Source organism: Pantoea phosphatilytica, from assembly GCF_051025615.1.
Lineage (GTDB): Bacteria > Pseudomonadota > Gammaproteobacteria > Enterobacterales > Enterobacteriaceae > Pantoea.
This window is the reverse complement of sequence record NZ_JBPFDF010000004.1, coordinates 214184-239447: the sequence shown is the minus strand read 5'-3', so window position 1 is coordinate 239447 and position 25264 is coordinate 214184. Positions and strand designations below refer to the sequence as shown.

Genomic DNA, 25264 nt, shown 5'->3' with positions numbered 1-25264 from the left:
CTCGTGCCTGAGTATAGCCTCTGCCGGAAACAAGACAGGTGCCGGCGCCTGCAGGGATTATTCCGGGATCACTTTTTCCGCTTTCAGCTTATCGAACAGCTGAATAAAGGAGTCAAGCGTGCTGCGATAACCGGTAAAGCCCGCCTTGCGGCTTTTGCTCATATCGGTGAAGGCTTCCATCGGACGTCCCAGGTCGGCGTCGGTGTGCCACCATGATGCCAGTTTAGTCACATCGGCCTCACGCAGCTGATGCTGCTCTGCAATCGCCTGCCACGCAGCAGGTGCCTCATCCATCCGGTTTTCCAGCGGCATCATCTGCGCCGGGAACGCTGCGGCTTCAAGACCAAAGTAGTCAGCCAGTTTTGGCCACATCCAGTTCCAGCGGAACACGTCGCCATTGACGGCGTTGAAATCCTGGTTAGCAGCGTCAGGCGAGGTGGCCGCCCAGTGCAGCTGCTCAGCCAGCAGACCGGCATCGGTCATATCCACCACGCCATTCCACTGCTCTGGCGAGCCGGGGAAGATAAAGGGCCAGCCCTTCTCTTTGCACAGCGTTGCGTAGACCGCCAGCGTCTGCCCCATATTCATCGCATTACCTACGGCGTAGCCGATGATGGTGTGAGGACGATGTACGCTCCAGCGATAGTCATATTTCTCTGCGCCAGCGAACAGCTCATCTTCCTGCGCATAGTAGAAGTTATCGACCGGCTGACGGCCCTGCTCTTCACGGAACGGCGTCACCGGTACCGCACCTTTACCGTAGGCTTCGAACGGCCCCAGATAGTGTTTCAGTCCGGTCACCAGCGCGACGTGCGAACCTTTGAGGCGATCGTTCAGCGCATCGATCACGTTGCGCACCATGCCGCCGTTGACGCGAATGTTCTCTTTTTCCGTCTCCTGACGCGCCCAGACGCTGAAGAACAGCGCATCCGGTTTCTCCGATTTCAGAACCTCACGCACGGCGTCGGCGTCCGTCAGATCGGCGGTCAGGCTGGTCACGCCCTCAGGCACCGCACCGCGTCCGCGTGACAGGCCGCTGACCTCCCAGCCCTCCTGCTGAAGTTTTTCTGCCAGTGCGCGGCCGATGACACCACTGATGCCCACAATTAACGCGTGCTTTTTCATTTGATTTCTCCTCGTTTTGGGTAATTCTAAGCCTAATAGAGAATTCAGTTCTTATCTCTGGCATTTATTCACAGCATTCTCAACCTGAGTTCATTAATCGATGCACGATCACCGTCTTAAAGATATTTTGCCGTTTGTTGCCAGCGTCGAATGTGGCAGCTTTACCGCCGCCGCCCAGCGCCTGCATGTCACCGGTTCGGCAATCAGTAAAAGCGTCAGCCGTCTTGAGGCGCGACTGGGATCCAGGCTGCTGGAGCGCACCACCCGCAGCCTGAGCCTGACCGATGCAGGCAGCGCCTACTATCAGACCTGTCTGCGTATTCTGGAGGATCTGGCCGAAGCGGAAGCGGTGCTGGCAGCGCAGCGCACTATTCCATCCGGCCGCCTGAAACTTGCCGTGCCGACGACCTATGGCCGCCTCAACGTTATGCCGCTGCTGGTGCCCTTTTGCCAGCAGCATCCGGAACTGGCGATCAGCATGAGTCTGTCAGACCGGTTCGTTGACCTGTTTGAAGAGGGTGTCGATGTGGCGGTGCGGATTGGCGGCGCACCGGATCTGCCCGCGTCGCTGGGCTGGCGTAATATGGGACGTGAGCAGATGCAGTTCTGCGCCTCTCCCGCCTATCTGGACCGCGAGGGACGCCCGCAGAGTGAAGCAGAACTATTGAAACACCCCGCCATTCTTTATGAGCGGGTGGATGGCAGCAGCAAACCCTGGCTGTTTACCACCGAAGATGGTCAGCCGCACTGGCGTGACGTGCCCTACCGGCTGGCGCTGGGCGATGTGGATGCGCAGTTCCAGGCGGTGCTGGCGGGGCTAGGGGTGGCGCAGATGCCCTCCTGGCTGATTCAGCGCGCCGTCGACGCGGGCGATCTGGAGATCCTCCTGCCGCATCTGCAGCCTGACGGCCTGACGCTGAGCGTGGTGTGGCCACGCCGCAAACAGTTTCTGCCCAAAGTGGATGCGCTGCTGTCGGCACTGACCGCACTCGCGATCCGCTGAAACTCGCCCCGTCTGCGGGAGGCGACGCTGCGCCTCCCGGCTAACCAACGCTGACCGGGGAGTATCAGGCGATCGGCGCGGTTAACGAGACAGCCGACAGCTTATCAGGGTGCTGTGATAACGATAGCGACGCGGCGGTTCTGCGCGCGCCCCTGTGCGCTGTTGTTGCTGCTGACCGGTGCGCGCATGCCCAGTCCACGGGTGACAATATTTTCACGCGGTATCGCCGCACCTGCCGCCCACTGCGTGGCAACGGCCTCTGCGCGTTTCAGCGACAGCTGCTGGTTATAGTCGGGCTTGCCGTAATTATCCGTGTGCCCGTCGATACGGACATGCTCAATCCCGGTTGCGGCCAGGTTTTTTGCCATCCCCTGAATAGTCTGTTTACTGGCGGGCGTCAGTTCTGACTCGTTTACCCCAAACAGGATCTTATCGGACAAGCCTAATCCCCAGCCTTCCATATTCTGAGTGAATCCGGCACTTCTCATCGCTGCGATTTGCGCCTCGCTGAAACGTTCTTTCGACTGACAGCCCGCCAGCGTCAGAGTAAGCAACAGCAGGGAAAGGTTTTTCTTCATCTTTACGCCCTATTTTTTCGCTTGTTTTTGTACATATCCCTGTCGGCACGTTCGAGAATCGACTCTATCGTTTCACCCGGTTGTGACCAGGCGTAGCCAAGGGTTACCGAGGTCGTAACCGGCATGCCTTCTGTAATCAGGATCGGCTCTTTGGTAGCGTCATGAATGCGCTGCATGAGCGACTGTAATGCCGCTTCACTCGTCCGGCTGCAGACCAGCATGGCAAATTCATCTCCCCCTAATCGCGCAACCAGATCCGACTCTGCGGCCAGCGACAGCAGTCGTGACCCTATGGCTTTTAATACCTCGTCGCCGGCGGCATGGCCCCAGTTATCGTTGATGCTCTTGAAGCGATCGCCATCCAGAAACAGCAGCGCAAAGCGCGGTTGCGCCTGTGACGCCAGAAGCTGGGTCAGGCGCGCGGAGAAGGCGCTGCGGTTGGCGAGGCCGGTCAGCGGATCGGTCAGCGCCTGCGCGGCCAGCGAGCGATTGTCTCGGATCAGCGAAGCCTTGAGGGATTGCATCTCCCTCAGCAGCGAGTTGAGATCGTCTGAAAAGAGCTGAAACTCCCTGATGGGGCCGCCCGGAATACGCCAGGAGAAATCACCGGAGTTAATGACATAGTGAATCGAACTGGTGATGGTGCGCAGGGTCGCGATCATCCCCCGATGCAGAAATTCGCTCAGCAGCAGCGAGATAATCAGTACGCAGAGCATCCCGATGGAGAGGATTATAAAGGAGTACTGAATGAAACTCTTCGCGCCGGTAACGGTGCCCTCCAGCGTCAGGGTGCCAACGGCAACGTCAGCGTGAATAATATCGACGTTAAGCGGCTTACGATAAATCCAGTCGCGCAGCAATCGCGAATACCAGCCCGCCTCCTCCTGCTGTGCGTGCCACTGGGCCAGAACAAGATTATCCCGGGTAACCAGCTTTGCAGAAGCGTAAAGTCCCTCATTACCAAAGCGTTCGATTTTACTGCGGGCATCCTCGCTGTCGGCAAAGACGGTGGCCGCCGTTAAGGTCGTGCTTAAGGTCGAACCGATCAGATCGAGGTTACACTTCTCATAGTGTTTAATAAAAATGAGCGACGTCGATGAGAGCAGCAGCCAGCAGAGCAGTAATATTACCGCCGAATTGATGGTGCTTATTTTCCGCAGTTTATTGCGGATAGATGATTTATCGTGCCGGGATTCATCGAATTTCATCTTATTTTTTTCCCTCGCGGGAGAGCAACAGCACATCCGGACTCACTCTGACCCCGCTTCTGGCCAGGGAGTCGAGATTAACAGCAAAGTGGGTATGGCCTGGCTGAAAAATCAGGCAGAAAGCGGCACCCAGGGTGCATTCCGCATTATTCTCGGCAAAGGTTAGTACTCCTCGCCCCTGAAACTGCCTGATAAGATCCACCTGCTGTTGCGGCGTCTCATCACCGAAATAGATGGCGTCACAGCGATGTTTAGCAAGGTCACCCACCCCCGTCAGATAGACCGTGGTGAATGTCGCGGTCACAGAGGCACTTTTTTCCGGTAATGAGAGATGGTGTGCTGAGGTAAAAACACATAATTCAGGCGGCGTATTTAAACCGTTCCAGTGGGTAAAACTGATTATGCCGCTGACGATACGATTCGCGTTGCCATCCTTTATTCCGGCGCGGGCAATATGCGGATGAATAAAGAACAGAATAAGGAGCGTAGAGAGGATCTGGCAGGTACGACGCAGCAGAAGCAGCACATCGGCTTCAGGATGAGTGAAATATTTATCGGTCATACTGCATTCCAGTAATACTACGCACGGCAGAAGGGCTGAATTAGCGCGAAAATTTTACCATAGTGACAGTTACCCTTGCACACAGAATTTTCTTAGCAATCAGTTATCCTGCTTATACTTTCAGGGCATTTTCATCCTGGAATAAACGCGGCATTCATCGCCGTCAGTGTATGAAGCTGTGGTCTATTCACCCACTTCACAGGCGTTTTTAAGGGTCATTACGTCGCGAGCTGGCCGCTCAGCGATGAAGGGATCTTTGTCAACAGGGAGGGGGCACGGTTACTGTGTCAGCACTGACACAATGCGGATCAGCAACGCCTCCGCACAGGTCAGCTATTCACGCATTACGCTTCGCGCACTCAGACATAGCCCATCATTTTCAGCAGCGACTGCACCTGATTCATTGCTTCGCTGCGATGGGTGACGCCCAGCTTCTGATAGAGGTTGCGGATGTGGGTTTTGATCGTGGTCGAGGCCACTGCCAGCTCGCCGGCGATCTGATCGTTGCTGTAGCCCGAATAGATCAGCCCCAGCACCTGCCACTCACGCTGCGTCAGCGGGCTGGTGCGGATCAGCTCCGGCACGTCAGGATGGTTGAGTAACCGGCTGACAAAGCCTTCATCGAAATGAGCAAACTTGTGGCGGTGATATTTATTAATCTCCAGCAGGATGCGCCGCGCGCGGTGGCTGTCCAGCTCGTTCAGGGTATTAAGCTGAATCAGCTGCCGGAGCTGCTGCGCCATCATCTCCCCTTCGATCACGAAATGGCTGATAAAGCCGGTGCTGCGTGCCAGCTTCAGCGCCTCGATCAGGACTCGCTGCGCCTCGGCTTTGCGATCGGTCTGCCAGTAGATCTGATTCAGCAGCAGCAGATTGCGATTCAGGTCGCTCATCAGGCGCAGCGCACGGGCGTTCTCATTCAGCTCCTCCAGCACCACTTCCGCCTGACTGACGTCACCCAGCAGGATCTGCGCGCGGGCGATGTTACGCCACTGGCCCTGCAGGAAGTGGTTGTTGGCAAAGGCCGGTTTAGGGGTCTGCCGCATCCAGTCACGGGCATTCTGGCTGTCGCCCGTCATCTGCCAGTAAATCACCCGCACTTTATCCGCATTGGCGATCCAGTCGCTGTGCCAGTTGCCATTGTTCAGCAGATTCTCCAGCCGGTTCAGATAACTGCGGGCATTATCGAGGTTGCCGCGCGCCAGCGAACACTGCACTAGCAGCCCCAGACACTGGATCTGCTGCTGCGGCTGGAAACCGTTCAGCACTTTGATACCTTCGCGTGCCGCCTGCTCCGCCTCCTCCAGGCGTCCCCACGCCCAGAGCAGCTGCGCGCGGATACGCAGCAGAAACTCATGCAGCGGGAATTGCCCCAGATGCTGCTCGTCGACCAGCACAAAGGCACGGCTCTGGCTCTCATAGGCGGCCTGCAGGAAGCCCTGAGCAAACAGGATTTCGCTCTGCTGAATCAGGCTCCAGAGCGCGTAGTGCCACACTTCGTCGCGGCGCGCCATCTGTTCGGTCTGGCGCATCAGCTTCAGTGAATCATCCAGCTCGCCTTTACAGTGCATCACTTCGCCATGCACCGAGGTCGCCACAATCCGGCTGTAGTGACGGCTGGCGGGCAGCGTATCGAGTGCCACTTTCGCCAGCCGCTCCGCCTCTTCAGTATTGCCATCGTTGATCGCCACCTGGGCGCGCAGCGCATTAAACTCACCGCGCAGGGCCGCATCAATCTCACAGCGGCTCGCCTGTTCAAACCGCGCCAGCAGGCTGTCAACTTCAGAGAAGCGATGCTGACTCTGCATCAGCCACGCCTGCAACAGCACCAGCATCGGGTTCTCCAGCAGCATCTCCCACGGCAGGGCTTTCAGGGAGTTTTCCAGCAGCGGCAGTTCGCTCTGATTAAACAGCGTCCAGGCGTGCTTCAACAGGACATCCCGCAGCATCGAAGCATCGCCGGAGGCAAGCGCATGATGAATTGCCTCGCCCGGAAAGCCCTGCGCCATCCAGCTCTCGGCGGCGGCCCGATGCAGCGCGGGCAGCTCTGCCGTCAGCTCCCACTGACAGCGCTGACGCAGAAAATTGCCGAACAGCGGATGGTAGCTGAACCAGTGGCCGGAGTCGTCCATGCGCTGCAGAAACAGCCCCTGCCGCTCGATCTCCTCCAGCCGCATCTGCCCGTTCTCTTCACCGGTGACGCAGGCGATCAGCTCATCATTCATCGAGCGCAGCAGGGCAGTTTTCAGTAAGAAATGGCGGGTGGGCAGATCCACATTATCCAGCACCTCCTCCACCAGATAATCGGCCAGATGGCTGGCGTTGATACCGGAGAGACGACGGGCCGAATGCTGCGCCGAACTGGCCCCCTGCCGTGCCGACAGCACAATGAGTTGCAGCGCCGTGGCCCAGCCCGCCACATCGTCACACAGCCGGCCGCTCTCTTCGCTTTCCAGCGGCGCCGCCAGGCGGCAGTCAAAAAACTGCTGCGCCTCCTGATGGGTAAAGGCCAACTGCTGACTGCCCAGCTCGATCAGCTGCTCCCGCACGCGCAGGTTCGCAATCCCCAGCTGCGGCAGATTGCGTGACATCAGTATCAGGGTCAGATTGTCGGGCTGATGGCGCAGGAAGAAGCGCATCGCATCGTGGATAACGGGATTAGTGATCAGATGGTAATCGTCTACGATCAGCCACAGCGGCTGCTGCCACTCTACCAGTTCGATAAAGAGCTGAGAAAACAGGGCGTTGAGATTGACATACTGCCGCTTCTGCGCCAGCAGTTCACTGCGCGGACAGCCGCCGTGAGTCGCCTGCTGCAGTGCAGCGATCAGGTAGTCGGCAAAGCGCTCCGGCTGATTATCGCCCTCATCTAAAGAAACCCAGCCCAGATCGCTTTTCCCCGCCGCCCACTGTGACACCAGGGTGGTCTTGCCGTAGCCTGCCGGACTGGTGACCAGCACCAGCCGGTAATTTCCGGCCGCGGTGAGCTTTTGCAGCAATCTCTCACGGATCACGGTGCCTTCAAGACGCACCGGACGGCTGAGTTTGGCGGGTATTAACATGGGCGCGCGTTTCTCCATTTGTCGAGCGCATCATTATTTTACGCTTCGTAATTATTCCTTACACAGGTTCAGCATTTCGTCCGATGAATGCAAGCAAACCCATTATTTAAACTTTACAAAAGCGCCCCTTATCACACTCCTCAGACGATTTCGGAAAAGCCTCATCCTCTCCACCCTCCCCATCCTCCTGCGCTTATTCCTCACAGGAGGAGGAAGCACGTTTTTCCGCCGGGCAAACTGTCACCACATAGACCTGTTTTTCGTTATAAAGGACCTCCGCGATGACACAGCCCGATTTCAATCCGACTCAGTTTCATGCTGCCCTGACCCGTCAGTGGCAGCGCTTTGGCCTGCGCGATGCGCAGGAGATGACCCCGCAACAGTGGTGGCAGGCGCTCAGCGGGGCGCTCGCCGATATGCTGGCGTCACAGCCCGCTCACACCGCGCCAGCCACGCTGCGCCATGTTAACTACCTCTCTATGGAGTTTTTGATCGGTCGTCTGACCGGCAACAACCTGCTGAACCTGGGCTGGTACGATGCGGTCAATGAGGCGCTTTCCGCCTGGGATATTTCACTGAGCGACGTGCTGGAAAATGAGACTGACCCGGCGCTGGGCAACGGGGGGCTGGGCCGACTGGCCGCCTGTTTTCTCGATTCCATGGCGAATGTAGGACAGCCCGCGACAGGCTATGGCCTGAACTATCAGTACGGGCTGTTCCGTCAGCACTTCGAGGCGGGTGCGCAGATTGAGGAGCCGGATGACTGGCAGCGCGACCGCTATTCCTGGTTTAACCATAACGCTGCGCTGAATGTGCGGGTCGGACTCGGCGGCAAAGTTGTGACCCATGCGGGCCAGACCCAATGGCAACCGGCGTTTGAGCTGGTGGGTGAAGCCTGGGATCTGCCGGTGGTCGGCTATCAGAATGGCCTCAGTCAGCCTCTGCGCCTGTGGCAGGCGAAACATGCGCAGCCCTTCAACCTCAGCCGCTTTAACGACGGTGACTTTCTGCGGGCAGAGCAACAGGGCATTGATGCGGAAAAACTGACTAAAGTGCTCTACCCCAATGACAATCATCAGAACGGCAAAAAACTGCGTCTGATGCAGCAATATTTTCAGTGCGCCTGTGCGCTGGCTGATATCCTGCGTCGCCACCATCAGGCCGGACGCAGCATCGAATCCCTGGCCGATCACGAAGTGATTCAGCTGAATGATACCCATCCGACGCTGGCGATTCCGGAGCTGATGCGCCTGCTGCTGGATGAGCATCAGCTGAGCTGGGATCGCGCGTGGCAGATCACCCAGCAGACCTTTGCCTATACCAACCACACGCTGATGCCTGAGGCGCTGGAGTGCTGGGATGTGCGGCTGGTACGCAGCCTGCTGCCGCGCCACATGATGATTATCAATACGCTTAATGCGCAGCTGAAAACTGCCGTCATGGCGCGCTGGCCGGATGATGAGGCGAAATGGGCGAAGCTGGCGCTGGTCCATAACAACCAGCTGCGGATGGCTAACCTCTGCGTCACCAGCGGTTTCGCAGTTAACGGCGTCGCGGCGCTGCACTCAAAACTGGTCGTGCAGGATCTCTTCCCGGAATATCACCAGCTCTGGCCGGAGAAGTTCCATAACGTCACCAACGGCATCACCCCACGCCGCTGGATCAATCAATGTAACCCGGCGCTGAGTGCACTGATCACCCGCACGCTGCAAAAGCCCTGGCTCAACGATCTGACGGCGCTGCAGGGACTGGAGACCTTCGCGGATGATGCCGCCTTCCGGGCGGAGTACCGTGCCATCAAGCAGCAGAATAAAGAGGCGCTGGTGGGCTGGATCAGGCAGCGCACCGGCATTGCCATCGACCCTGCCGCGCTGTTTGATGTCCAGATCAAGCGCCTGCATGAGTACAAACGCCAGCATCTGAGCCTGCTGCACATCATCGCTCTCTGGCAGACGCTGGTTACTGACCCGCAGGCGAATCGCGCACCGCGCGTGGTGCTGTTTGGGGCCAAAGCCGCGCCGGGCTATGCGCTGGCGAAAAATATAATCTATGCCATTAATAAAGTGGCAGAAGTGATCAATCAGGATCCGCGCATTGGCGATCGCTTAAAAGTGGTGTTCATTCCCGACTACAACGTCTCCGTCGCTGAGCGACTGATTCCGGCCGCCGATCTCTCCGAGCAGATTTCCACCGCCGGTAAAGAGGCCTCCGGCACCGGCAATATGAAGCTGGCGCTGAATGGTGCGCTGACCATCGGCACACTTGATGGTGCCAACGTGGAAATCGCGGAGCAGGTGGGTAGTGAAAACATCTTTATCTTCGGCCATACCGTGGAGCAGGTGGTGGCGCTGAAAGCGAGCGGCTACGACCCGACACTGTGGCGCAGCAAAGATTCGCAGCTCAATCAGGTACTGCAGGCGCTGGAAGATGGCACCTTCAGCCAGGGCGATCTCAGCGCCTTTGACGCGATGCTGCACAGTCTCGGACCAGAGGGGGGCGATCCCTATCTGGTGCTGGCAGACTTCCAGCCCTATCTGGCCGCGCAGGCGCAGGTTGAGGCGATGTGGAGCGATCAGGAGGCCTGGACACGAGCCGCCATCCTTAATACCGCCCGCTGTGGTATGTTCAGCTCCGATCGCGCCATCCGCGATTATCAGCAGCGCATCTGGCAAGCGAAACGCTAAGGAACGCCATGAAGACAGATTCCATTCTGGATGCGTACTCGCGGGCGGGTATTGCCGCAGAGTATATCAATGCGCACGGCAAGCCTCAGGCGATCCCGGCCCGCACCCGTCAGCGCCTGCTGGCGGTCATGCAGCCGCCGGGCCAGCCCGACACACCGCTGCCACCGGCTGTGATTTTGCGCAGCGGCGACCCGCTGAGTCTGTCGCCTCAGCTGCAGCGGGAGGCCCACTGGCATCTCACCTGCGAGACGGGCGAAATCAGCTCCGGGCGCTGCCAGCCCGGTCATTCGCTGCCTCTGCCGCCGCTGCCCGAAGGCTATCATCAGCTGACGCTGCAACAGGACGCGCAACAGTGGTCCTGCCGCGTCATTATCGCCCCGGCCCGCTGCTACGAACCGCCTGCGCTGCTGGCAGGCGAATCGCTGTGGGGCGCCTGCGTACAGCTTTATACTCTGCGTTCGGCGGAGAACTGGGGCATCGGCGACTTTGGCGATCTGCGGCGGATGCTGCCGGAGATCGCCGCGCGTGGCGGGGCCTTTGTCGGTCTCAATCCGATCCATGCGCTGTTTCCCTCCAGCCCGGAGAGCGCCAGCCCTTACAGCCCCTCTTCCCGCCGCTGGCTTAACGTTCTCTACATCGATGTTAATGCCGTCGCGGACTTCCGGCAGAGCCCCGCCGCGCAGGCCTGGTGGGCGCAGCCGGACACGCAGCAGGCACTGACGCAGGCACGCGCCGCCGAATGGGTCGATTATGCTGCGGTCACCCGGCTGAAGCTGGCGGCGCTGCGCCTGGCGTGGCCGCACTTCACCGGGCGCGCCGTAACCGATCCTGACGTGCAGGCGTTTAATGCGTTTATCCGCGAGGGCGGCGAAAGCCTGCAGCATCAGGCGCTGTTTGATGCGCTGCACGCCGATCAGATGGCGCAGGACAGTCAGCGCTGGGGCTGGCCGGTCTGGCCGAAAGAGATGCAGCACCCCGGCAGCCCGGCGGTGCAGCGTTTTCAGCGGGAGCATGAGGATCAGGTTCGCTTCTGGCTCTGGCTACAGTGGCTCGCCGCGCAGCAGTTTGCTGACTGCTGGCACGACTGCCAGCAGCAGATGATGATGCCGGGACTCTATCGTGACCTGGCTGTCGGCGTCGCCCGCGGTGGTGCAGAAACATGGAGCGAACGCGATCTCTACTGTCTTGATGCCAGCATCGGCGCACCGCCCGATATTCTCGGCCCGCGCGGCCAGGACTGGGGATTGCCGCCGATGGACCCACAGGTGATGCGACAGCGCGCCTGGGAGCCGTGGATTGCCCTGTTGCGCGCCAACATGCGGCACTGCGGCGCACTGCGCATCGACCATGTCATGGCGCTGATGCGGCTGTGGTGGATCCCGAGCGGTGAAAGCGCCATGCACGGGGCCTATGTCCACTATCCCATCGACGACCTGCTGGCAATTCTGGCGCTGGAAAGTCAGCGTCATCGCTGCATGGTGATTGGCGAAGACCTTGGCACCGTGCCGGAGGCGATTGTCGATAAGTTGCGTGAGGGCGGCGTTTACTCCTACAAAGTGCTCTGGTTTGAACAGAGCAGCGATGATGGCTTCCGTGCGCCTGCGAACTGGCCGCGTCAGGCGATGGCTGTCGCCACCACCCACGATTTGCCGACCCTGCGCGGCTGGTGGCAGAGCGATGACCTGACCACCGGCGCGCAGCTCGGTCTTTATCCGGATAAAGTGGTGCTGGCCGGGCTCTATGAGGTTCGCCTGCGGGCGAAACAGGCGCTGCTGAACAGCCTGCACCGGGTCGGCGCACTGCCGAAACGGGCCGGACGCGATGCACGCCGCACCGGGATGAGCAGGGCGCTGAACCGGGCGATGCAGCGTTATCTGGCTGACAGTCACAGCGCCCTGCTGGGATTGCAGCCGGAAGACTGGCTGGATATGGCCTCACCGGTCAACATTCCGGGCACCAGCGACGAATATCCGAACTGGCGGCGGAAACTGCGTGTCACAACAGAGGAGATGTTCAGCGATCCCGAAACGCCTTCGCTGCTGCGGGATCTGACAGTGAGGCGTAAGCGGTCGGTGCGAAGCTAAAATGAATCAGGAGGGCGGCAAGGTTTGCGTCGCCCGCCGCCGGTTAACGGGTTTCACCGGCGGCGGCGGGGAAGCCTGGCGGGCCGCTCTCCCTTCATGCCTGAGCCGACAGCATGCCAAAGCCTGGCTGAATCTTCTTTATATCCCTATCCTGCCCGTCTGCCCTTAATCAGAAATAAAAAAAGGTGCGCCAGGGCGCACCAGATGGGTCAGCATCAATAGTATCGGGGCCGCTTCACCCCTTGCCTTTAACACTACTGATAAAGGTTCGCCGGGCGGAGGTGGAACCCACTCGCTCGGCTTCATCCAGCAGTTTCAGCGCCTTATCAATATTGCCGCTGTTAACCGCCTGTGTGATCTGCTGATTAAAGTAACGTTCGGTGTCGTGCATGATCGGTTCCGCACGCGGTTTTGCCGCAGGCGCGACGGCCGGAGCAGGTGCTGTTGCCGCCGCGTAGGCCGGTGCAGGCGCGGCGGTGTTGCCGACCGTGACGGCGCTCGGGCCGGAGGAACCAAACAGCGGGCCGACCAGAATGGAGGAACCGGAGCTGGTCTGCATTTTCAGCTTAATCGTGCCTTCACGGCTATGGCTGGCAACGGGATCGGGAATATCCGGCACGGCATGACCGGTGCCCTGCGCATAGGCTTTCGCCGGGTCGAGTAAAGTCGTGGTCCGGGTCAGATCGCTGTCGGTGGTGAACACCAGCAGATAGATTTTCTGCTGCCCCAGCGCAGGGGTCAGTTTCATCACGCCCTCCAGCCGATCGGCCGCCATTACGCCCGGCTTCTGATAGGTAAAATAACGGCTCGGGAACCAGGCGGCGGGACGCAGATTTTCATCCAGCACCAGCACGTTAGGAGCGAAGACCTGGCCGTTGGCCACTTCACTGCTCAGCGTCAGCGTCAGTTCGCCAATGTTCGCGGGCAGACTGTAGGCTGCCACCGGGCCGGCAATATGCGGCGCATTCAGCGTCTGACCGCTGTTCGCCAGTTTTGTGGTCTGTGTCTGCGCGGCCGCGAGAGGCTGCCAGCTCAGGCGCTGAAGATTTTCGGGCGCGACGGCGGGTGCAGAAGAGAGATCCTGCGGCACCAGATTGACCTCGGCCAGCGCGGGCAGCGCCGATCCAGTCAGTAACGCGGCACTCAGGCAGAGCGCAGCCAGTTTTTTCATTTTCATTATGCTTACCTTATTGCTGGCTGCGGCGATAACCAGGCAATGGCTCACCGCAACCAAAGCGATCCATCAGGCGCAGGTCTGCGCCTGTCAGAACAGGGGTTGGCTTACCACCAGATTTCCATCTGCGCGCCGAAGGTTACTTCATCATCTTTACCACGGCTGTTGGTCAGGATGCCGTTGCCGCTGCTGTCAGCGGAGGCGAAGGAGGTGAGATCGCCGGCGCTGTCTTTGTTGTAGCCCCACTTCTCATCCCATTTGGCGTAGGTTGCGAACAGACGCAGCGCCGGACGCGACCAGATGCTATCGCCTGCCTGCCACTGCTGTGCCAGAGTCACTTTGTACTGGCCATTACGCTCATTCGCCTGCTGCGACTTCACGTTGTCGTAGCCCAGTTCCAGCAGGGTGCTCATAATAGGCGTCCATTTGTACATCGGGCGCACGCCCACGGTGTACCACTGGGTGCCGCGGTTATTGTCCAGATCGATGTTCTGGTACATCGCCACATACATCAGATCCCAGCGTTCGGCCAGCGAGATGGCGCCGTGGTCGAGCACGCGGTACATGTCACCGTTGTTATTCAGGCTGGTGCCCTGCGGCACGCCTTTGCCCTGTGAGGTCATCGCATCGGTGGCGTACTGCAGCACAAACTTGTTGTAGCCTTTCAGCATGCTCTGGGTGTGTTCGGCCGTGAACATCCAGCCATCCTTCGACGCGCCATCTTCGATACGGTAACCGTCGCGGGCGTTAGCGCGGCCGTAGTCCACACCCAGCTCCAGCACGCCGTCCGGGTTGGTCTCCAGACCTGCCAGGCGCACATCAAACACGTCGTTGGCAGTGCTGGTGGCGAAATCGCGGATACGATCGCTGGAGAAGGTGTAGGAGCCGCCCGCTTCAGAGGAGCGGGTCGCAGCGAAGGAGAGCTTACCAAAGCCGAGATCCACATCTTCCAGGCCGGCACCCGGACCGGAGATATCCCAGTAGTAGAAGTCGATCATGTGTACGTCATGGCGCTGATAAAAGCGTTTACCGGCCCAGATGGTGGAGCCTGGCAGCGCGTCGATCAGGTTTTTACCCTTAACGTTGGCTTCACGAAACGCGGGCGAGGTCGCTTCCCAGTCATTCTGCTGTGCGACGGAGTAGGCCACGTTGGTGTCGAAATAGAAGCTCTTATCGCCCTCTTTCCACACTTCCTGGCCTAATTTCAGCTCAGCATAGGTTTCGCACTCGTTACCCAGACGGTATTTACTTTGAGCACCGGTCGCCTGGAAACATTGCTGTTCACCACCACTGCCGGTCCAGCCGATGCCGGAACGGGCATAGCCGGTAAAATCGACCGCCATCGTCGGGGCGGAGAGGATGCCTGCCGCGACGGCAACGGCAAGGGGAAGTTTGCGCAGAGTTAACATTTTCTATCTCCTGAGGTCATTGCTTTTATTGTTTTGGCAGGGCTATACACCCGGCTCCTGATAGAGCCTGCGACACGCACTCCCGTCCTCGCGGAACAGGTGACAACGCTCGGGCGGCAGGCCAATGCCGAGGATGGTGCCCTCTTTTACCAGCACGACGTCCTCCTGGCGGTAAACCAGGTTCTGACGGATAGCGGGAATCTCGATGTGGATCTGTGTTTCATGCCCCAGCTGTTCCACCACCTGAACTTCACCCTCCAGGGTGACGTCGGCGATGTCGCTGGAGAGCAGATGTTCCGGCCGGATGCCGAGCGACATATTGCTGCCCACCTGAACGCCGGCACTGTCAACCGGCAGCCAGACCAGCTGCTGATTGGGCAGCCGCACCTGCACCTGATCGATGGCGGTGGCGGTCACTTTGACCGGCAGGAAATTCATCTTGGGTGAGCCGATAAATCCGGCGACAAAGCGATTTGCGGGATAGTGGTAGAGCTCAAGCGGCTTGCCGACCTGCGCGATGCGTCCGGCGTCCAGCACCACGATCTTGTCGGCCAGCGTCATCGCTTCGATCTGATCGTGGGTGACGTAGATCATGGTGCGCTTCAGGCGTTTATGCAGACGGGAGATCTCAATGCGCATCTGGACGCGCAGCGCCGCGTCGAGGTTTGACAGCGGTTCATCCAGCAGGAAAACGCGCGGCTCAGCCACCAGCGTGCGGCCAATCGCCACACGCTGACGCTGCCCGCCTGACAGGGCTTTAGGCCGTCGATCCAGCAGATGCGCCAGTTGCAGGATCTCTGCCACCTGGTTAACCCGCTGCTGAATCTCGGCTTTCTTTACGCCCGCCAGTTTGAGACCAAACGACATGTTCTCCGCCACCGACAGATGCGGATAGAGCGCATAGGACTGAAACACCATACCGATGCCACGTTCGGCAGGCGGCACCTCATTCATGCGGCGATCGCCGATTAACAGCTCGCCGCGGGTGATGGTTTCCAGTCCGGCAATCATGCGCAGCAGCGTCGATTTGCCACAGCCCGATGGGCCCACGAAAACAACAAATTCCCCCTCGCCGATAGTGAGATCGATATCTTTCGATACCACCGTATCGCCCCAGGCCTTTGTGACATTGCGTAGCACAACGCTCGCCATGATCCCTTCCCTCTTAGCTGCTCATTCGTGTCTGCTCAGCGGCAGACGGGTTCCGAGGCTCACTATGCGAGAGGAAATAATCGGTAACATCCTCCGCCGACCGGCAATCTGCTGGGGGAGGAGGCGGGAGGAGGAGAAAAATGAGCAGACAGCGCGCACCGCGCACTGCCACGCTTTTTTGTGATCGTCAGCGCAGACCCGCATTAATTTTTACCGCTTAAGCACGCGCTTAGCGGGCTTTTTGCCAGCGCGATCACAGCGATCGCCTGCGGGGCGTAGAGGCGGGGAGGATGAGAAGCCCTGGCGGATACGCACAATGATGCCAGTAAAGCATTTCCCACTTCCGCAAACAGGATGGATTTATGACGATGAAAACCGGAGCAAGAATTCTGGCCCTCTCTGCCCTCTCTGCCGTGCTCTTTTCGGCAAGTGCCCTGGCAAAAATCGAGGAAGGTAAACTGGTCATCTGGATCAACGGTGACAAGGGCTACAACGGTCTGGCCGAAGTGGGCAAGAAATTTGAGCAGGAGACCGGCATCAAAGTCACGGTTGAGCATCCTGACAAAATGGAAGAGAAATACCCGCAGGTGGCGGCAACCGGCGATGGCCCGGACATCATCTTCTGGGCACACGATCGCTTTGGCGGCTACGCGCAGTCGGGGCTGCTGGCGGAGATCACACCGGACGCCAGCTTCCGCGAGAAGATTTTTCCGTTCACCTGGGATGCCGTGCGCTTCGACGGCAAGCTGATTGGTTATCCGATTTCGGTGGAAGCGTTATCCCTGATCTACAACAAAAAACTGCTACCCGAACCACCGAAAACCTGGGAGGAGATTGCCGCGCTCGACAAACAGCTCCGGGCGAAGGGCAAAAGCGCGATTATGTTCAACCTGCAGGAGCCCTACTTCACCTGGCCGCTGCTGGCCGCAGGTGGCGCCTACGCATTTAAGCTGAAAGATGGACACTACGATGTGAAGGATGTCGGGGTGGACAACGCCGGAGCGAAAGCGGGCATGCAGTTCCTGGTCGATCAGGTCAAAGCCAAAGTGCTGAATGCTGACACCGACTACTCCATTGCCGAAGCCGCCTTCAACAAAGGCGAAACCGCCATGACGATCAATGGTCCCTGGGCATGGGGCAACCTTGACAAGAGCGGTATCGACTATGGCGTCACGACACTGCCCACCCTGAAAGGTAAGCCGTCGAAAGCCTTTGTGGGTGTCCTGAGCGCCGGGATCAACGCCGCCAGCCCCAACAAAGAGCTGGCGAAGGAGTTCCTGGAAAACTATCTGCTGACCGACGCCGGACTGGATGCGGTGAACAAAGACAAACCGCTGGGAGCCGTGGCGCTGAAGTCGTTCCAGCAGACGCTTGAGAAAGATTCACGGATCGCCGCCACCATGAGCAACGCCCGTCAGGGTGACATCATGCCGAACATCCCGCAGATGGCCGCCTTCTGGTACGCCATGCGCACCGCCACCCTGAACGCACTGGGCGGTCGTCAGAGCGTCGATGCGGCGCTGAACGATGCCCAGGCCCGCCTGAAAAAGTAACTTCCCCTTCTGCAGCCGGGCTTATGCCCGGCCTGAGTGACCGTTAAGGAAAACCGCATCATGTCAGGAAAACCGAAAACGCGCAGTCTGCTGCTTAAAGGCGTTCTCATCGGGCTCTGCTGTCTGCTGGTCGGCTATCTGCTGGTGCTGATGTACGCGCAGGGTGAATATCTGTTTGCGCTGCTGACGCTGATCCTCAGCGCGCTGGGCCTGTGGATTTATGCCAATCGTCGCGCCTATGCGTGGCGTTATGTCTATCCGGGCGTGGCGGGCATGGCGCTGTTTGTGCTGTTCCCGCTCGCCTGCACCATCGCCATTGCCTTTACCAACTACAGCAGCAGCAATCAGCTGACCTTCGAGCGGGCGCAGCAGGTGTTGCTGAGCCGATCCTTTCAGTCGGGTGAAGCGGTCAGTTTCGCTCTCTACCCGGCGGGCGACCGCTGGCAGCTGGCGCTGAACGATGGCCGGGAGAACTATCTTTCGCCGCCGTTTCAGTTCGGCGCGGAGCAGACGCTGAAAATGACGCCTGCCCCGCCACCCTCAGGCGAGCGTGCGACCCTGAGAGTCATTACCACCAACCGTCAGGCACTGAGCCAGATTCAGGCAACGCTGCCGGATGGCCGTAGTTTGCGCATGAGTTCGCTGCGCCAGTTCTCCGGCACCCAGCCGCTCTATCGCGTGGGCGCAGAGGATGAACTCATCAACCAGCAAACCGGAACGCACTACCGGGCTAACCCGCAGACGGGCTTCTATCAGGGGGTGGATGCGCAGAACAACTGGCGCAACGAAACCTTAAGTCCCGGTTTCACCGTCAACACCGGCTGGAAAAACTTCGTGCGCGTCTTCACCGACGAAGGCATTCAGAAGCCGTTTCTGGCGATATTTGGCTGGACGCTCTTCTTCTCGCTGATCACCGTCGTCCTGACCGTTGCCGTGGGAATGGTACTGGCCTGTCTGGTGCAGTGGGAAGCGCTGCGGGGTAAGGCGATTTATCGGGTCATGCTGATCCTGCCTTATGCCGTCCCGGCGTTCATCTCGATCCTGATTTTCAAAGGGCTGTTCAACCAGAGCTTTGGTGAGATCAACGTCATGCTCAGCGCCCTGTTTGGGGTAAAGCCCGCCTGGTTCAGCGATCCGACGCTGGCGCGTACTATGTTGATTATCGTCAACACCTGGCTGGGCTACCCCTACATGATGATCCTCTGTATGGGGCTGCTGAAGGCCATACCGGATGACCTCTATGAAGCCTCGGCGATGGATGGTGCCGGTCCGCTGCAGAACTTCTTCCTGATTACGCTGCCGCTGCTGCTCAAGCCGCTGATGCCACTGATGATCGCCAGCTTCGCCTTTAACTTTAACAACTTCGTGCTGGTGCAGCTGCTGACCAACGGCGGGCCGGATCGTCTGGGGACGACCACCCCGGCCGGTTATACCGACCTGCTGGTGAACTACACCTGGCGCATCGCCTTTGAAGGCGGCGGCGGGCAGGACTTCGGCCTGGCGGCGGCCATTGCCACGCTGATCTTCCTGCTGGTGGGCGCGCTGGCGGTGATTAACCTGAAAGCCTCGCGGATGAAGTTCGACTAAACATCTGGCCCGGCAGGTGCAATACGGGGTCGTAAACGGGTATGCGCTGCCGGGTTCTGACCAACAAAACAGCCTGAGGGATCGGGCTCTGAGGAGTGCTTATGGCTATGGTCCAACCCAAATCGCAACGGCTGCGTCTGCTGTTCACGCATCTGCTGCTGCTGTTATTTATCGCAGCGATCCTCTTTCCGCTGCTGATGGTGATCGCGATTTCGCTGCGTGCCGGTAACTTCGCCACCGGCAGCCTGATACCGGAACAGATTTCCTGGGAGCACTGGCGGCTGGCGCTGGGCTTCAGCGTGGAACATGCGGATGGGCGGGTCACGCCGCCGCCCTTCCCGGTGCTGCTCTGGTTATGGAACTCCGTTAAGATTGCCGCCATCAGCGCACTAGGCATTGTGGCGCTCTCCACCACCTGCGCCTACGCTTTCGCCCGGATGCGCTTCGCCGGTCGTGCCAGCCTGCTGAAGGGGATGCTGATCTTCCAGATGTTCCCGGCGGTGCTGTCGCTGGTGGCGCTCTATGCCCTGTTTGACCGACTGGGCCAGTATCTGCCTTTTATCGGGCTGAATACGCACGGTGGCGTGATCTTCGCCTATCTGGGCGGCATTGCGCTGCATGTCTGGACGATCAAGGGCTATTTTGAAACGATTGACGGCTCCCTGGAAGAGGCCGCCGCGCTGGATGGCGCAACGCCGTGGCAGGCATTCCGGCTGGTGCTGCTGCCGCTGTCGGTGCCGATCCTGGCGGTGGTGTTTATTCTGGCCTTTATCGCCGCCGTGACGGAGGTGCCGGTTGCCTCGCTGCTGCTGCGCGATGTTAACAGCTACACGCTGGCGGTCGGAATGCAGCAGTATCTGAATCCGCAGAACTATCTGTGGGGCGACTTTGCCGCGGCGGCCGTGCTCTCCGCAATCCCGATTACCCTGGTGTTCCTGCTGGCGCAGCGCTGGCTGGTAAGCGGTTTAACCGCGGGCGGGGTGAAAGGCTAAACGATCATCATTGTGCATTGCCACTGCTTACACAACGTCTGTTGTGGTTGAATGATTCGGCGGCCTGCGGGCCGCCTTTTTTCATTTATGGCTTTTCCGGCAGATGGCAGCCCCTCACCAGCGCCACGATCAGGGCCGTCAGCGCCTGCTGACCGTCTGCCTGAGCGATATCGCCGCGGGCGACCGCACCGGCGATGCCATCCGCGGCCCCCAGCAGGCCCCACATTCCGGCTTCCGGGATCCCCGCGCTGCCGGTAAAAGGCGCAAACCAGCCCTGGCAGCGACGGATAAAGTCGAGCTGATAGTGGCACCTGACCGCAGCCAGCTCCGGCGAGGTGCTGAGCGCGGAGAGCAGCTCCGGGATCTCCCTGCCCTCCGTCATCACACAATCCACATAACAGGCCGCCAGCACTTCCGCTTTCTGCTCTACGCTCATCGGCGCGGCCTGCATGGCGGCCTCCATGCGCTCGGTCTGACGGCGGTCGAAATCGTCATACAGCGCGGCCAGCAGCCCGTGACGGGTGGTGAAGTGATCATAAACCACCGGCTTGCTGACGCCCGCCGCCTCGCCAACCCGTGCCAGCGTCAGCGCCTCACTTCCTTCGGCCTGCATGATCTGCCATGCCACATCGGCTAACTGCCTGCGCCTGGCTTCGCGGGAGAGGCGTTTACGGGCCGGTTTTTCTGCGCTCATCGGGTGTCCTGAGAGGGAAAGAGTTGCTGGCCCAGTTGCCGGGCCAGCCGGTAATGGGACTCAGGATACCCCTCATCGCCCGTCAGTAACAGTTCGCTGGTGACAACCGGCGCGCCGCAGTAGCCGAAGATGCCCTGCTCGATCTGATTTCGCATGCTGGCGAAATAGCCGCGCCGCAGATATGTGCGGGTGTCGGCCGCGCCGATAGCGAACAGATGCACCGGCAGGTGTCCGAGCCGTTTCACGATCCGGCCCTCCTGTTCGCTGAAGGCCCAGCCCTGAATAAAGACCCGATCGATCCAGCCTTTCAGCTGCGCCGGAAAAGACCACCAGTAGATGGGGTAAACCAGCACCAGCGCATCCGCCCGATCGAGACGCTGCTGCTCCGCCAGCACATCGGCGGGAACGCCAGCCTCGCCGTTGAAACGGCGATGGTCATCAAGGGTAAAACGGGGGTCGAAACCCTCTGCCGCCAGATCCGCGCGTTCCACGGTATGCTGCCCGGTCGCCATAATGCCCTGCGCCAGTTGGTCCGCCACGCACTGGGTATGCGCCTCATGATGAGGATGAGAAGTTACCAGTAATGCCTGCATCGTCGTCACCTTACCTGCTTCACCATTAAGTTACTAAAGGTAAGTTACTAATGGTAGGTTAGCAAGTGGCGGTGATTAATAATCCTGCAAAACGCATCTGCTGTTAAAGGGTGGCGGGGGCATACAACTGAGGACAGCGGAAAAGCGGAGCGGCCGGATTCACCCCCTTGCGGATCACCCTTCCGGCCGTTGTATTAAACGTCGCGGGTCTGCCCGCATCACGGGGCGGTCAGCGGCGATAAGCCAGCGAACGGACCAGCCGGTCGCCGAGTTTCTGGATCAGCATCACCAGCGCCAGCAGCACGACAATGGTGGCCGCCATAATTTGATTGTCGAAGCGCTGGTAGCCGTAGCGAATCGCCAGATCGCCCAGCCCCCCGCCACCGACCACGCCCGCCATCGCCGAGAAGCCAATCAGCATCACGATTGTCAGGGTGATCCCCGCCACCAGCGCGGGCAGCGCTTCCGGCAGCAGCACGCGGCTGACGATATGCCACAGCGTGCCGCCCATCGACACCACCGCCTCTATGCGGCCACGATCGACCTCATCCAGCGCGTTCTCGACGATGCGGGCAAAAAAGGGAAAGGCACCCAGCGTAATCGGCACAATCGCGGCGGTACTGCCCAGCGTGGTGCCGACCAGCAGTCGGGTAACGGGGATCAGCGCGATCAGCAGCACCACAAACGGCAGGGCGCGACCGGTGTTGACCAGGGTGTTCAGCAGCAGCGCGATCGCGCGATTCGGCAGCAGGCCCTGCGGCCGGGTCAGAAACAGCAGCACACCCACCGGCAGCCCTATCGCGACCGTGAACAGCGCCGCCATCAGCACCATGTAGAGCGTCTCGCCTGTGGCGTTGAGGAGCAGTGCCTGGAACCGATCAAGACTCATGCTACGCATCGGGTCATCGCCTCTCGCTGATATTTTTCGATAAACGCCCGATCCGCTTCGCCATCCTTCAGCAGCATTGCGCGCAGGCGTCCCTCCTGGCGGCCCATGATCTGGCTCAGGCTGCCGCTCTCCACCAGCCGGCCATGCTCCAGCAGCGCCGCGCCATGACAGATGCGCTTCACCACCGCCATCTCATGGGTGATCATCACAATCGTAATGTTGAGCTGCTGCTGAATATCGGCCAGCAGATCGAGAATCGCGGTGGTGGTTTCAAGATCCAGTGCGCTGGTCGCCTCGTCGCACAGCAGATAGCGGGGACGGGCAGCCAGCGCGCGGGCGATGCCGACGCGCTGCTTCTGTCCACCGGAGAGCTGTGACGGCCAGGCTGCCGCAAAATCATCCAGCCCCACCCGCGTCAGTAACGCGGCGACCCGATCACGACGCTGCCTGGCCGGCACCCCGGCGATTTCCAGTGCCAGGTCGATGTTGTCATGGACGTTGCGGGAATGGAGCAGGTTGAAGTGCTGAAAGATCATGCCCATCTGCTGCCGCTGCTGACGCAGCTGCGCCAGGTTCATCGCCGCAAGATCCTGCCCGTCAATCTCGATCCGGCCCGAAGAGGGATGCTCCAGCCGGTTCAGGCAGCGCAGCAGGGTACTTTTGCCCGCGCCGCTCCGGCCCAGAATGCCGAAGATGGTGCCCTCTTCGATGGTCAGCGAGATGTCGTCCAGGGCTGGCGCAGGCGCGCCAGCATACTGTTTATGCAGATGACGGATGTTAATCATGCTGCGGGTCCGCAACCGGGATCACAGAGCCCTGGTAGGTTTTGCGGATAAACGCCGCCACCTGCGGCGAACGCAGATCGTTCGCCAGCTGAACAACACGCGGATCTTTCTCCAGCGCCGGCGTGGTCACCAGCAGGTTGGCGTAAGGGTTATGGGCCGCGGATTCCAGCCCCAGCGCATCTTTGGCCGGGTTCAGCCCCGCCTCCAGCGCGTAGTTGCCGTTGATGATGGCGGCATCCACATCATCCAGCGAACGGGGTATCTGGGGAGACTCGATCTCAACGATCTTCACCTTTTTCGGGTTGTCGCTGATATCTTTCGGCGTGACCAGCGTCGAACCCGCCTCGCCTTTGGCGTTGAGCTTAATCACCCCTTTGTCCTGCAGCAGCCAGAGCGCGCGGCTAAGGTTGGTGGTGTTATTCGGAACGGCGATGCTCGCCCCTTCAGGCAGCGCTGCCAGCGATTTCACCTTGTGCGAATAGATGCCCAGCGGCTCGATGTGGACGCTGGCCACCACGGCAAAGGTTTTGCCCAGCGCCTTTTCCTGATCTTTCAGGTAAGGCAGATGCTGGAAGTAGTTGGCATCCACATCACCGGCGGCCAGCAGTTCATTGGCGTTCACGCCGTTGCTCAGCTCGACAATTTTTATATCCAGTTTCGGGTCCAGGGTTTTGACATACTCCAGGATCTCCGCGTGCGGCAGCGGGTCAGCGGCGACACGCAGCGGAGCGGCCTGTAAATTCTGTGCAATCAGCAGTGAAAGACCGGCCAGAACCAGTAAGGGCTTCTTCATCATCATTTATCTCTTATCGTTATAAAGGTGGGTGATCAGTGCGTGTTGTGCTCAGCATAAAATCGCCGGGCGACGTCGGGATGCGAACGCAGACGGCCTTTGAGGTAGTTCCAGCCCACTTCACGCAGCAACGGATTGAGCGGATCGCTACTCGGTCCCTGAGCCAGCGCCGCCAGCTGCGGCGGAAGCTGATAGATCGGCACCACGGTATCGAGCTGGGCGCCCAGGAAGAAGGCGATGGATAAGCGTTCACTGTTCTGCTGCGGCGACACCACACGATGCACGGTGGCGCGCAGATAGCCGTTGGTCGCCAGCTCCAGCAGCTCGCCGATGTTGACCACAAAGGCGCCGGGGCGCGGAGAGGCATCGATCCAGCGGTCCGGCGCCACCTCAACCTGTAACCCCGGCTGGTCATCCTGCAGTAACAGCGTCAGGAAACCTGAGTCTTTGTGCGCGCCAACACCCTGGCGCGATTCGCCCCCGGTGCGGCCCGGATAACGGATCAGTTTGATATGCTCATTGGGATAGTCGCCGTACAGGTTATCGAAGGCGTTGCGCGGCAGATCCAGCGCTTCGGCAAACGCGCGCAGCAGTTCCAGCGCCACCGCGGTCATCTGGGCCTGCCAGCGCGTCACCACCGTCTGCAGTTCCGGCAAGGCCGGTGGCCACTGGTTCGGCCCCTGCATCCGTTGCCAGGCGGGTGAATCGGCGGTCACCGGCAGGGCTTCGCGATCGGCACCAATATCAAACTGCTCGCGAAAGTCGGGCTGGCTGCGGGTGATTTCCACACCGGCCAGGTTATAGCCACGAAAATGGGGAGAGTTCGCCATCGCCACAGCGTCTTTATCTGCCTGTGGCAGCGCAAAGAATTGCCGCGAAACCTGCTGCACCGCATCGGACAGCTCGCGGTCAACGCCGTGATTGATCAGATAGAAGAAGCCGACATCACGCGCAGCCTGGCTTAATGTTTCCAGAACGCGCTGTTTCTGCTGCTGACTTCCCGACAATAACGCGAAATCGATAACCGGCAAGGCTGCCGGGGGTAATGTGCTCATAATTAACACTCTGCTGGCATGGAATGGTTTTACATTGCCATTTCAGTTTTGCGTTAACTACCAACTAATCCTGCTATGGATATGCGGCGAATGGATATATCCCACCCTGTCTCTGGCTCTCACCCGCAGATTACGCTGCCTGCAGATTGATAATGCGCTCAGTAGTGACGTTGTCACATCAGGGCCTGATGAGATTCTCTAAAACGTTTAAAATGGGTGCCCCATAGCCAGCCGTTTTCAGCAGCTAAATGGAGTTCCACAAGCAGAGCCTGCTGCTTTTGT

General features: G+C 59.5%; 20 protein-coding genes. 6 read left to right on the top strand and 14 right to left on the bottom strand.

All coding sequences use genetic code 11. From position 1 onward, the window contains the following. Positions 1-57 precede the first annotated feature (57 nt). Positions 58-1125, bottom strand: a complete 1068-nt coding sequence (locus ACR6AS_RS16100; protein WP_293772427.1) for an SDR family oxidoreductase — start codon at positions 1123-1125, stop codon at positions 58-60. A gap of 100 nt (positions 1126-1225) precedes the next feature. On the opposite strand from ACR6AS_RS16100, the gene ACR6AS_RS16095 reads away from it, so the two are divergent. Continuing rightward, positions 1226-2128, top strand: coding sequence for a LysR family transcriptional regulator (locus ACR6AS_RS16095; RefSeq protein ID WP_434162988.1), 903 nt, complete (start codon positions 1226-1228; stop codon positions 2126-2128). 104 nt (positions 2129-2232) lie between these two features. Here the strand turns inward: ACR6AS_RS16095 and yfiB are convergent, their stop codons facing one another. From yfiB to malT, 4 genes are all read right to left on the bottom strand, one after another. Further along, entirely contained in the window at positions 2233-2706 is a 474-nt protein-coding gene (gene yfiB / locus ACR6AS_RS16090; RefSeq protein WP_434162985.1) for an outer membrane lipoprotein YfiB, read from the bottom strand. Positions 2707-2708: 2 nt separating this feature from the next. After that, the gene (gene dgcN / locus ACR6AS_RS16085) at positions 2709-3914 is read right to left on the bottom strand and encodes a diguanylate cyclase DgcN/YfiN (protein ID WP_111138461.1); all 1206 of its coding nucleotides are present in this window, start codon (positions 3912-3914) and stop codon (positions 2709-2711) included. Position 3915: 1 nt separating this feature from the next. Beyond that, positions 3916-4476, bottom strand: coding sequence for a regulatory sequestration protein YfiR (yfiR, locus tag ACR6AS_RS16080; RefSeq protein WP_434162981.1), 561 nt, complete (start codon positions 4474-4476; stop codon positions 3916-3918). A gap of 359 nt (positions 4477-4835) precedes the next feature. Then, a complete protein-coding gene (gene malT, locus ACR6AS_RS16075; RefSeq protein ID WP_434162978.1) occupies positions 4836-7538 on the bottom strand; it encodes an HTH-type transcriptional regulator MalT in 2703 nt (900 codons plus the stop codon). A gap of 281 nt (positions 7539-7819) precedes the next feature. Here malT and malP point away from each other — a divergent pair, with 281 nt between their 5' ends. Beyond that, positions 7820-10222, top strand: a complete 2403-nt coding sequence (gene malP, locus ACR6AS_RS16070; RefSeq protein WP_434162975.1) for a maltodextrin phosphorylase — start codon at positions 7820-7822, stop codon at positions 10220-10222. A gap of 8 nt (positions 10223-10230) precedes the next feature. Beyond that, positions 10231-12306, top strand: coding sequence for a 4-alpha-glucanotransferase (gene malQ / locus ACR6AS_RS16065; RefSeq protein WP_434162973.1), 2076 nt, complete (start codon positions 10231-10233; stop codon positions 12304-12306). A 235-nt stretch (positions 12307-12541) separates the two neighbouring features. Here malQ and malM read toward each other — a convergent pair whose 3' ends face one another. From malM to malK, 3 genes are all read right to left on the bottom strand, one after another. Continuing rightward, positions 12542-13483, bottom strand: a complete 942-nt coding sequence (malM, locus tag ACR6AS_RS16060) for a maltose operon protein MalM (RefSeq protein WP_293772439.1) — start codon at positions 13481-13483, stop codon at positions 12542-12544. A 104-nt stretch (positions 13484-13587) separates the two neighbouring features. Continuing rightward, the gene (locus tag ACR6AS_RS16055) at positions 13588-14889 is read right to left on the bottom strand and encodes a maltoporin (RefSeq protein ID WP_111139646.1); all 1302 of its coding nucleotides are present in this window, start codon (positions 14887-14889) and stop codon (positions 13588-13590) included. Between the two features lie 42 nt (positions 14890-14931). Further along, positions 14932-16041: a maltose/maltodextrin ABC transporter ATP-binding protein MalK gene (gene malK / locus ACR6AS_RS16050; protein WP_313653314.1), complete on the bottom strand. Its 1110-nt coding sequence runs from the start codon at positions 16039-16041 to the stop codon at positions 14932-14934. A gap of 362 nt (positions 16042-16403) precedes the next feature. Between malK and malE the strand changes: the two genes are divergently transcribed. The 3 genes from malE to malG all read left to right on the top strand — a co-directional run bounded on the left by malE (position 16404) and on the right by malG (position 20173). Then, positions 16404-17594 (top strand): maltose/maltodextrin ABC transporter substrate-binding protein MalE, encoded by a 1191-nt coding sequence (gene malE, locus ACR6AS_RS16045; RefSeq protein ID WP_146240841.1) that lies wholly within the window; start codon positions 16404-16406, stop codon positions 17592-17594. Between the two features lie 60 nt (positions 17595-17654). Then, positions 17655-19181: a maltose ABC transporter permease MalF gene (gene malF, locus ACR6AS_RS16040; protein ID WP_111139644.1), complete on the top strand. Its 1527-nt coding sequence runs from the start codon at positions 17655-17657 to the stop codon at positions 19179-19181. A 101-nt stretch (positions 19182-19282) separates the two neighbouring features. Further along, a complete protein-coding gene (malG, locus tag ACR6AS_RS16035) occupies positions 19283-20173 on the top strand; it encodes a maltose ABC transporter permease MalG (protein ID WP_111139643.1) in 891 nt (296 codons plus the stop codon). Between the two features lie 85 nt (positions 20174-20258). On the opposite strand, the gene ACR6AS_RS16030 is transcribed toward malG, so the two are convergent. The 6 genes from ACR6AS_RS16030 to ACR6AS_RS16005 all read right to left on the bottom strand — a co-directional run bounded on the left by ACR6AS_RS16030 (position 20259) and on the right by ACR6AS_RS16005 (position 24982). Next, positions 20259-20867: a TetR/AcrR family transcriptional regulator gene (locus ACR6AS_RS16030; RefSeq protein ID WP_111139642.1), complete on the bottom strand. Its 609-nt coding sequence runs from the start codon at positions 20865-20867 to the stop codon at positions 20259-20261. Then, on the bottom strand, positions 20864-21460 hold the full coding sequence (locus ACR6AS_RS16025; RefSeq protein WP_434162968.1) for an NAD(P)H-dependent oxidoreductase: 597 nt from the start codon (positions 21458-21460) through the stop codon (positions 20864-20866). Before ACR6AS_RS16025 ends, ACR6AS_RS16030 begins: the two co-directional genes overlap by 4 nt. Positions 21461-21689: 229 nt before the next feature. After that, on the bottom strand, positions 21690-22358 hold the full coding sequence (locus ACR6AS_RS16020) for a methionine ABC transporter permease (protein WP_111139640.1): 669 nt from the start codon (positions 22356-22358) through the stop codon (positions 21690-21692). After that, positions 22346-23134, bottom strand: a complete 789-nt coding sequence (locus ACR6AS_RS16015; protein WP_434162964.1) for a methionine ABC transporter ATP-binding protein — start codon at positions 23132-23134, stop codon at positions 22346-22348. The genes ACR6AS_RS16020 and ACR6AS_RS16015 overlap by 13 nt, the downstream gene beginning before the upstream one ends. Next, on the bottom strand, positions 23127-23930 hold the full coding sequence (locus ACR6AS_RS16010) for a MetQ/NlpA family ABC transporter substrate-binding protein (protein ID WP_111139638.1): 804 nt from the start codon (positions 23928-23930) through the stop codon (positions 23127-23129). The genes ACR6AS_RS16015 and ACR6AS_RS16010 overlap by 8 nt, the downstream gene beginning before the upstream one ends. Positions 23931-23962: 32 nt before the next feature. Further along, positions 23963-24982, bottom strand: a complete 1020-nt coding sequence (locus ACR6AS_RS16005; protein WP_111139637.1) for an isopenicillin N synthase family dioxygenase — start codon at positions 24980-24982, stop codon at positions 23963-23965. Positions 24983-25264 lie beyond the last annotated feature (282 nt).

Bases quoted from the DNA above. Each gene is read 5' to 3' on its own strand.
- ACR6AS_RS16100 (WP_293772427.1), bottom strand. From the start codon at position 1,125: ATGAAAAAGCACGCGTTAATTGTGGGCATCAGTGGTGTCATCGGCCGC.
- ACR6AS_RS16020 (WP_111139640.1), bottom strand. From the start codon at position 22,358: ATGCGTAGCATGAGTCTTGATCGGTTCCAGGCACTGCTCCTCAACGCC.
- malT (WP_434162978.1), bottom strand. From the start codon at position 7,538: ATGTTAATACCCGCCAAACTCAGCCGTCCGGTGCGTCTTGAAGGCACC.
- yfiR (WP_434162981.1), bottom strand. From the start codon at position 4,476: ATGACCGATAAATATTTCACTCATCCTGAAGCCGATGTGCTGCTTCTG.
- malQ (WP_434162973.1), top strand. From the start codon at position 10,231: ATGAAGACAGATTCCATTCTGGATGCGTACTCGCGGGCGGGTATTGCC.
- ACR6AS_RS16010 (WP_111139638.1), bottom strand. From the start codon at position 23,930: ATGATGAAGAAGCCCTTACTGGTTCTGGCCGGTCTTTCACTGCTGATT.
- ACR6AS_RS16005 (WP_111139637.1), bottom strand. From the start codon at position 24,982: ATGAGCACATTACCCCCGGCAGCCTTGCCGGTTATCGATTTCGCGTTA.
- malP (WP_434162975.1), top strand. From the start codon at position 7,820: ATGACACAGCCCGATTTCAATCCGACTCAGTTTCATGCTGCCCTGACC.
- dgcN (WP_111138461.1), bottom strand. From the start codon at position 3,914: ATGAAATTCGATGAATCCCGGCACGATAAATCATCTATCCGCAATAAA.
- malF (WP_111139644.1), top strand. From the start codon at position 17,655: ATGTCAGGAAAACCGAAAACGCGCAGTCTGCTGCTTAAAGGCGTTCTC.
- malM (WP_293772439.1), bottom strand. From the start codon at position 13,483: ATGAAAATGAAAAAACTGGCTGCGCTCTGCCTGAGTGCCGCGTTACTG.
- ACR6AS_RS16015 (WP_434162964.1), bottom strand. From the start codon at position 23,134: ATGATTAACATCCGTCATCTGCATAAACAGTATGCTGGCGCGCCTGCG.
- malE (WP_146240841.1), top strand. From the start codon at position 16,404: ATGACGATGAAAACCGGAGCAAGAATTCTGGCCCTCTCTGCCCTCTCT.
- malG (WP_111139643.1), top strand. From the start codon at position 19,283: ATGGCTATGGTCCAACCCAAATCGCAACGGCTGCGTCTGCTGTTCACG.
- ACR6AS_RS16030 (WP_111139642.1), bottom strand. From the start codon at position 20,867: ATGAGCGCAGAAAAACCGGCCCGTAAACGCCTCTCCCGCGAAGCCAGG.
- yfiB (WP_434162985.1), bottom strand. From the start codon at position 2,706: ATGAAGAAAAACCTTTCCCTGCTGTTGCTTACTCTGACGCTGGCGGGC.
- malK (WP_313653314.1), bottom strand. From the start codon at position 16,041: ATGGCGAGCGTTGTGCTACGCAATGTCACAAAGGCCTGGGGCGATACG.
- ACR6AS_RS16055 (WP_111139646.1), bottom strand. From the start codon at position 14,889: ATGTTAACTCTGCGCAAACTTCCCCTTGCCGTTGCCGTCGCGGCAGGC.
- ACR6AS_RS16095 (WP_434162988.1), top strand. From the start codon at position 1,226: ATGCACGATCACCGTCTTAAAGATATTTTGCCGTTTGTTGCCAGCGTC.
- ACR6AS_RS16025 (WP_434162968.1), bottom strand. From the start codon at position 21,460: ATGCAGGCATTACTGGTAACTTCTCATCCTCATCATGAGGCGCATACC.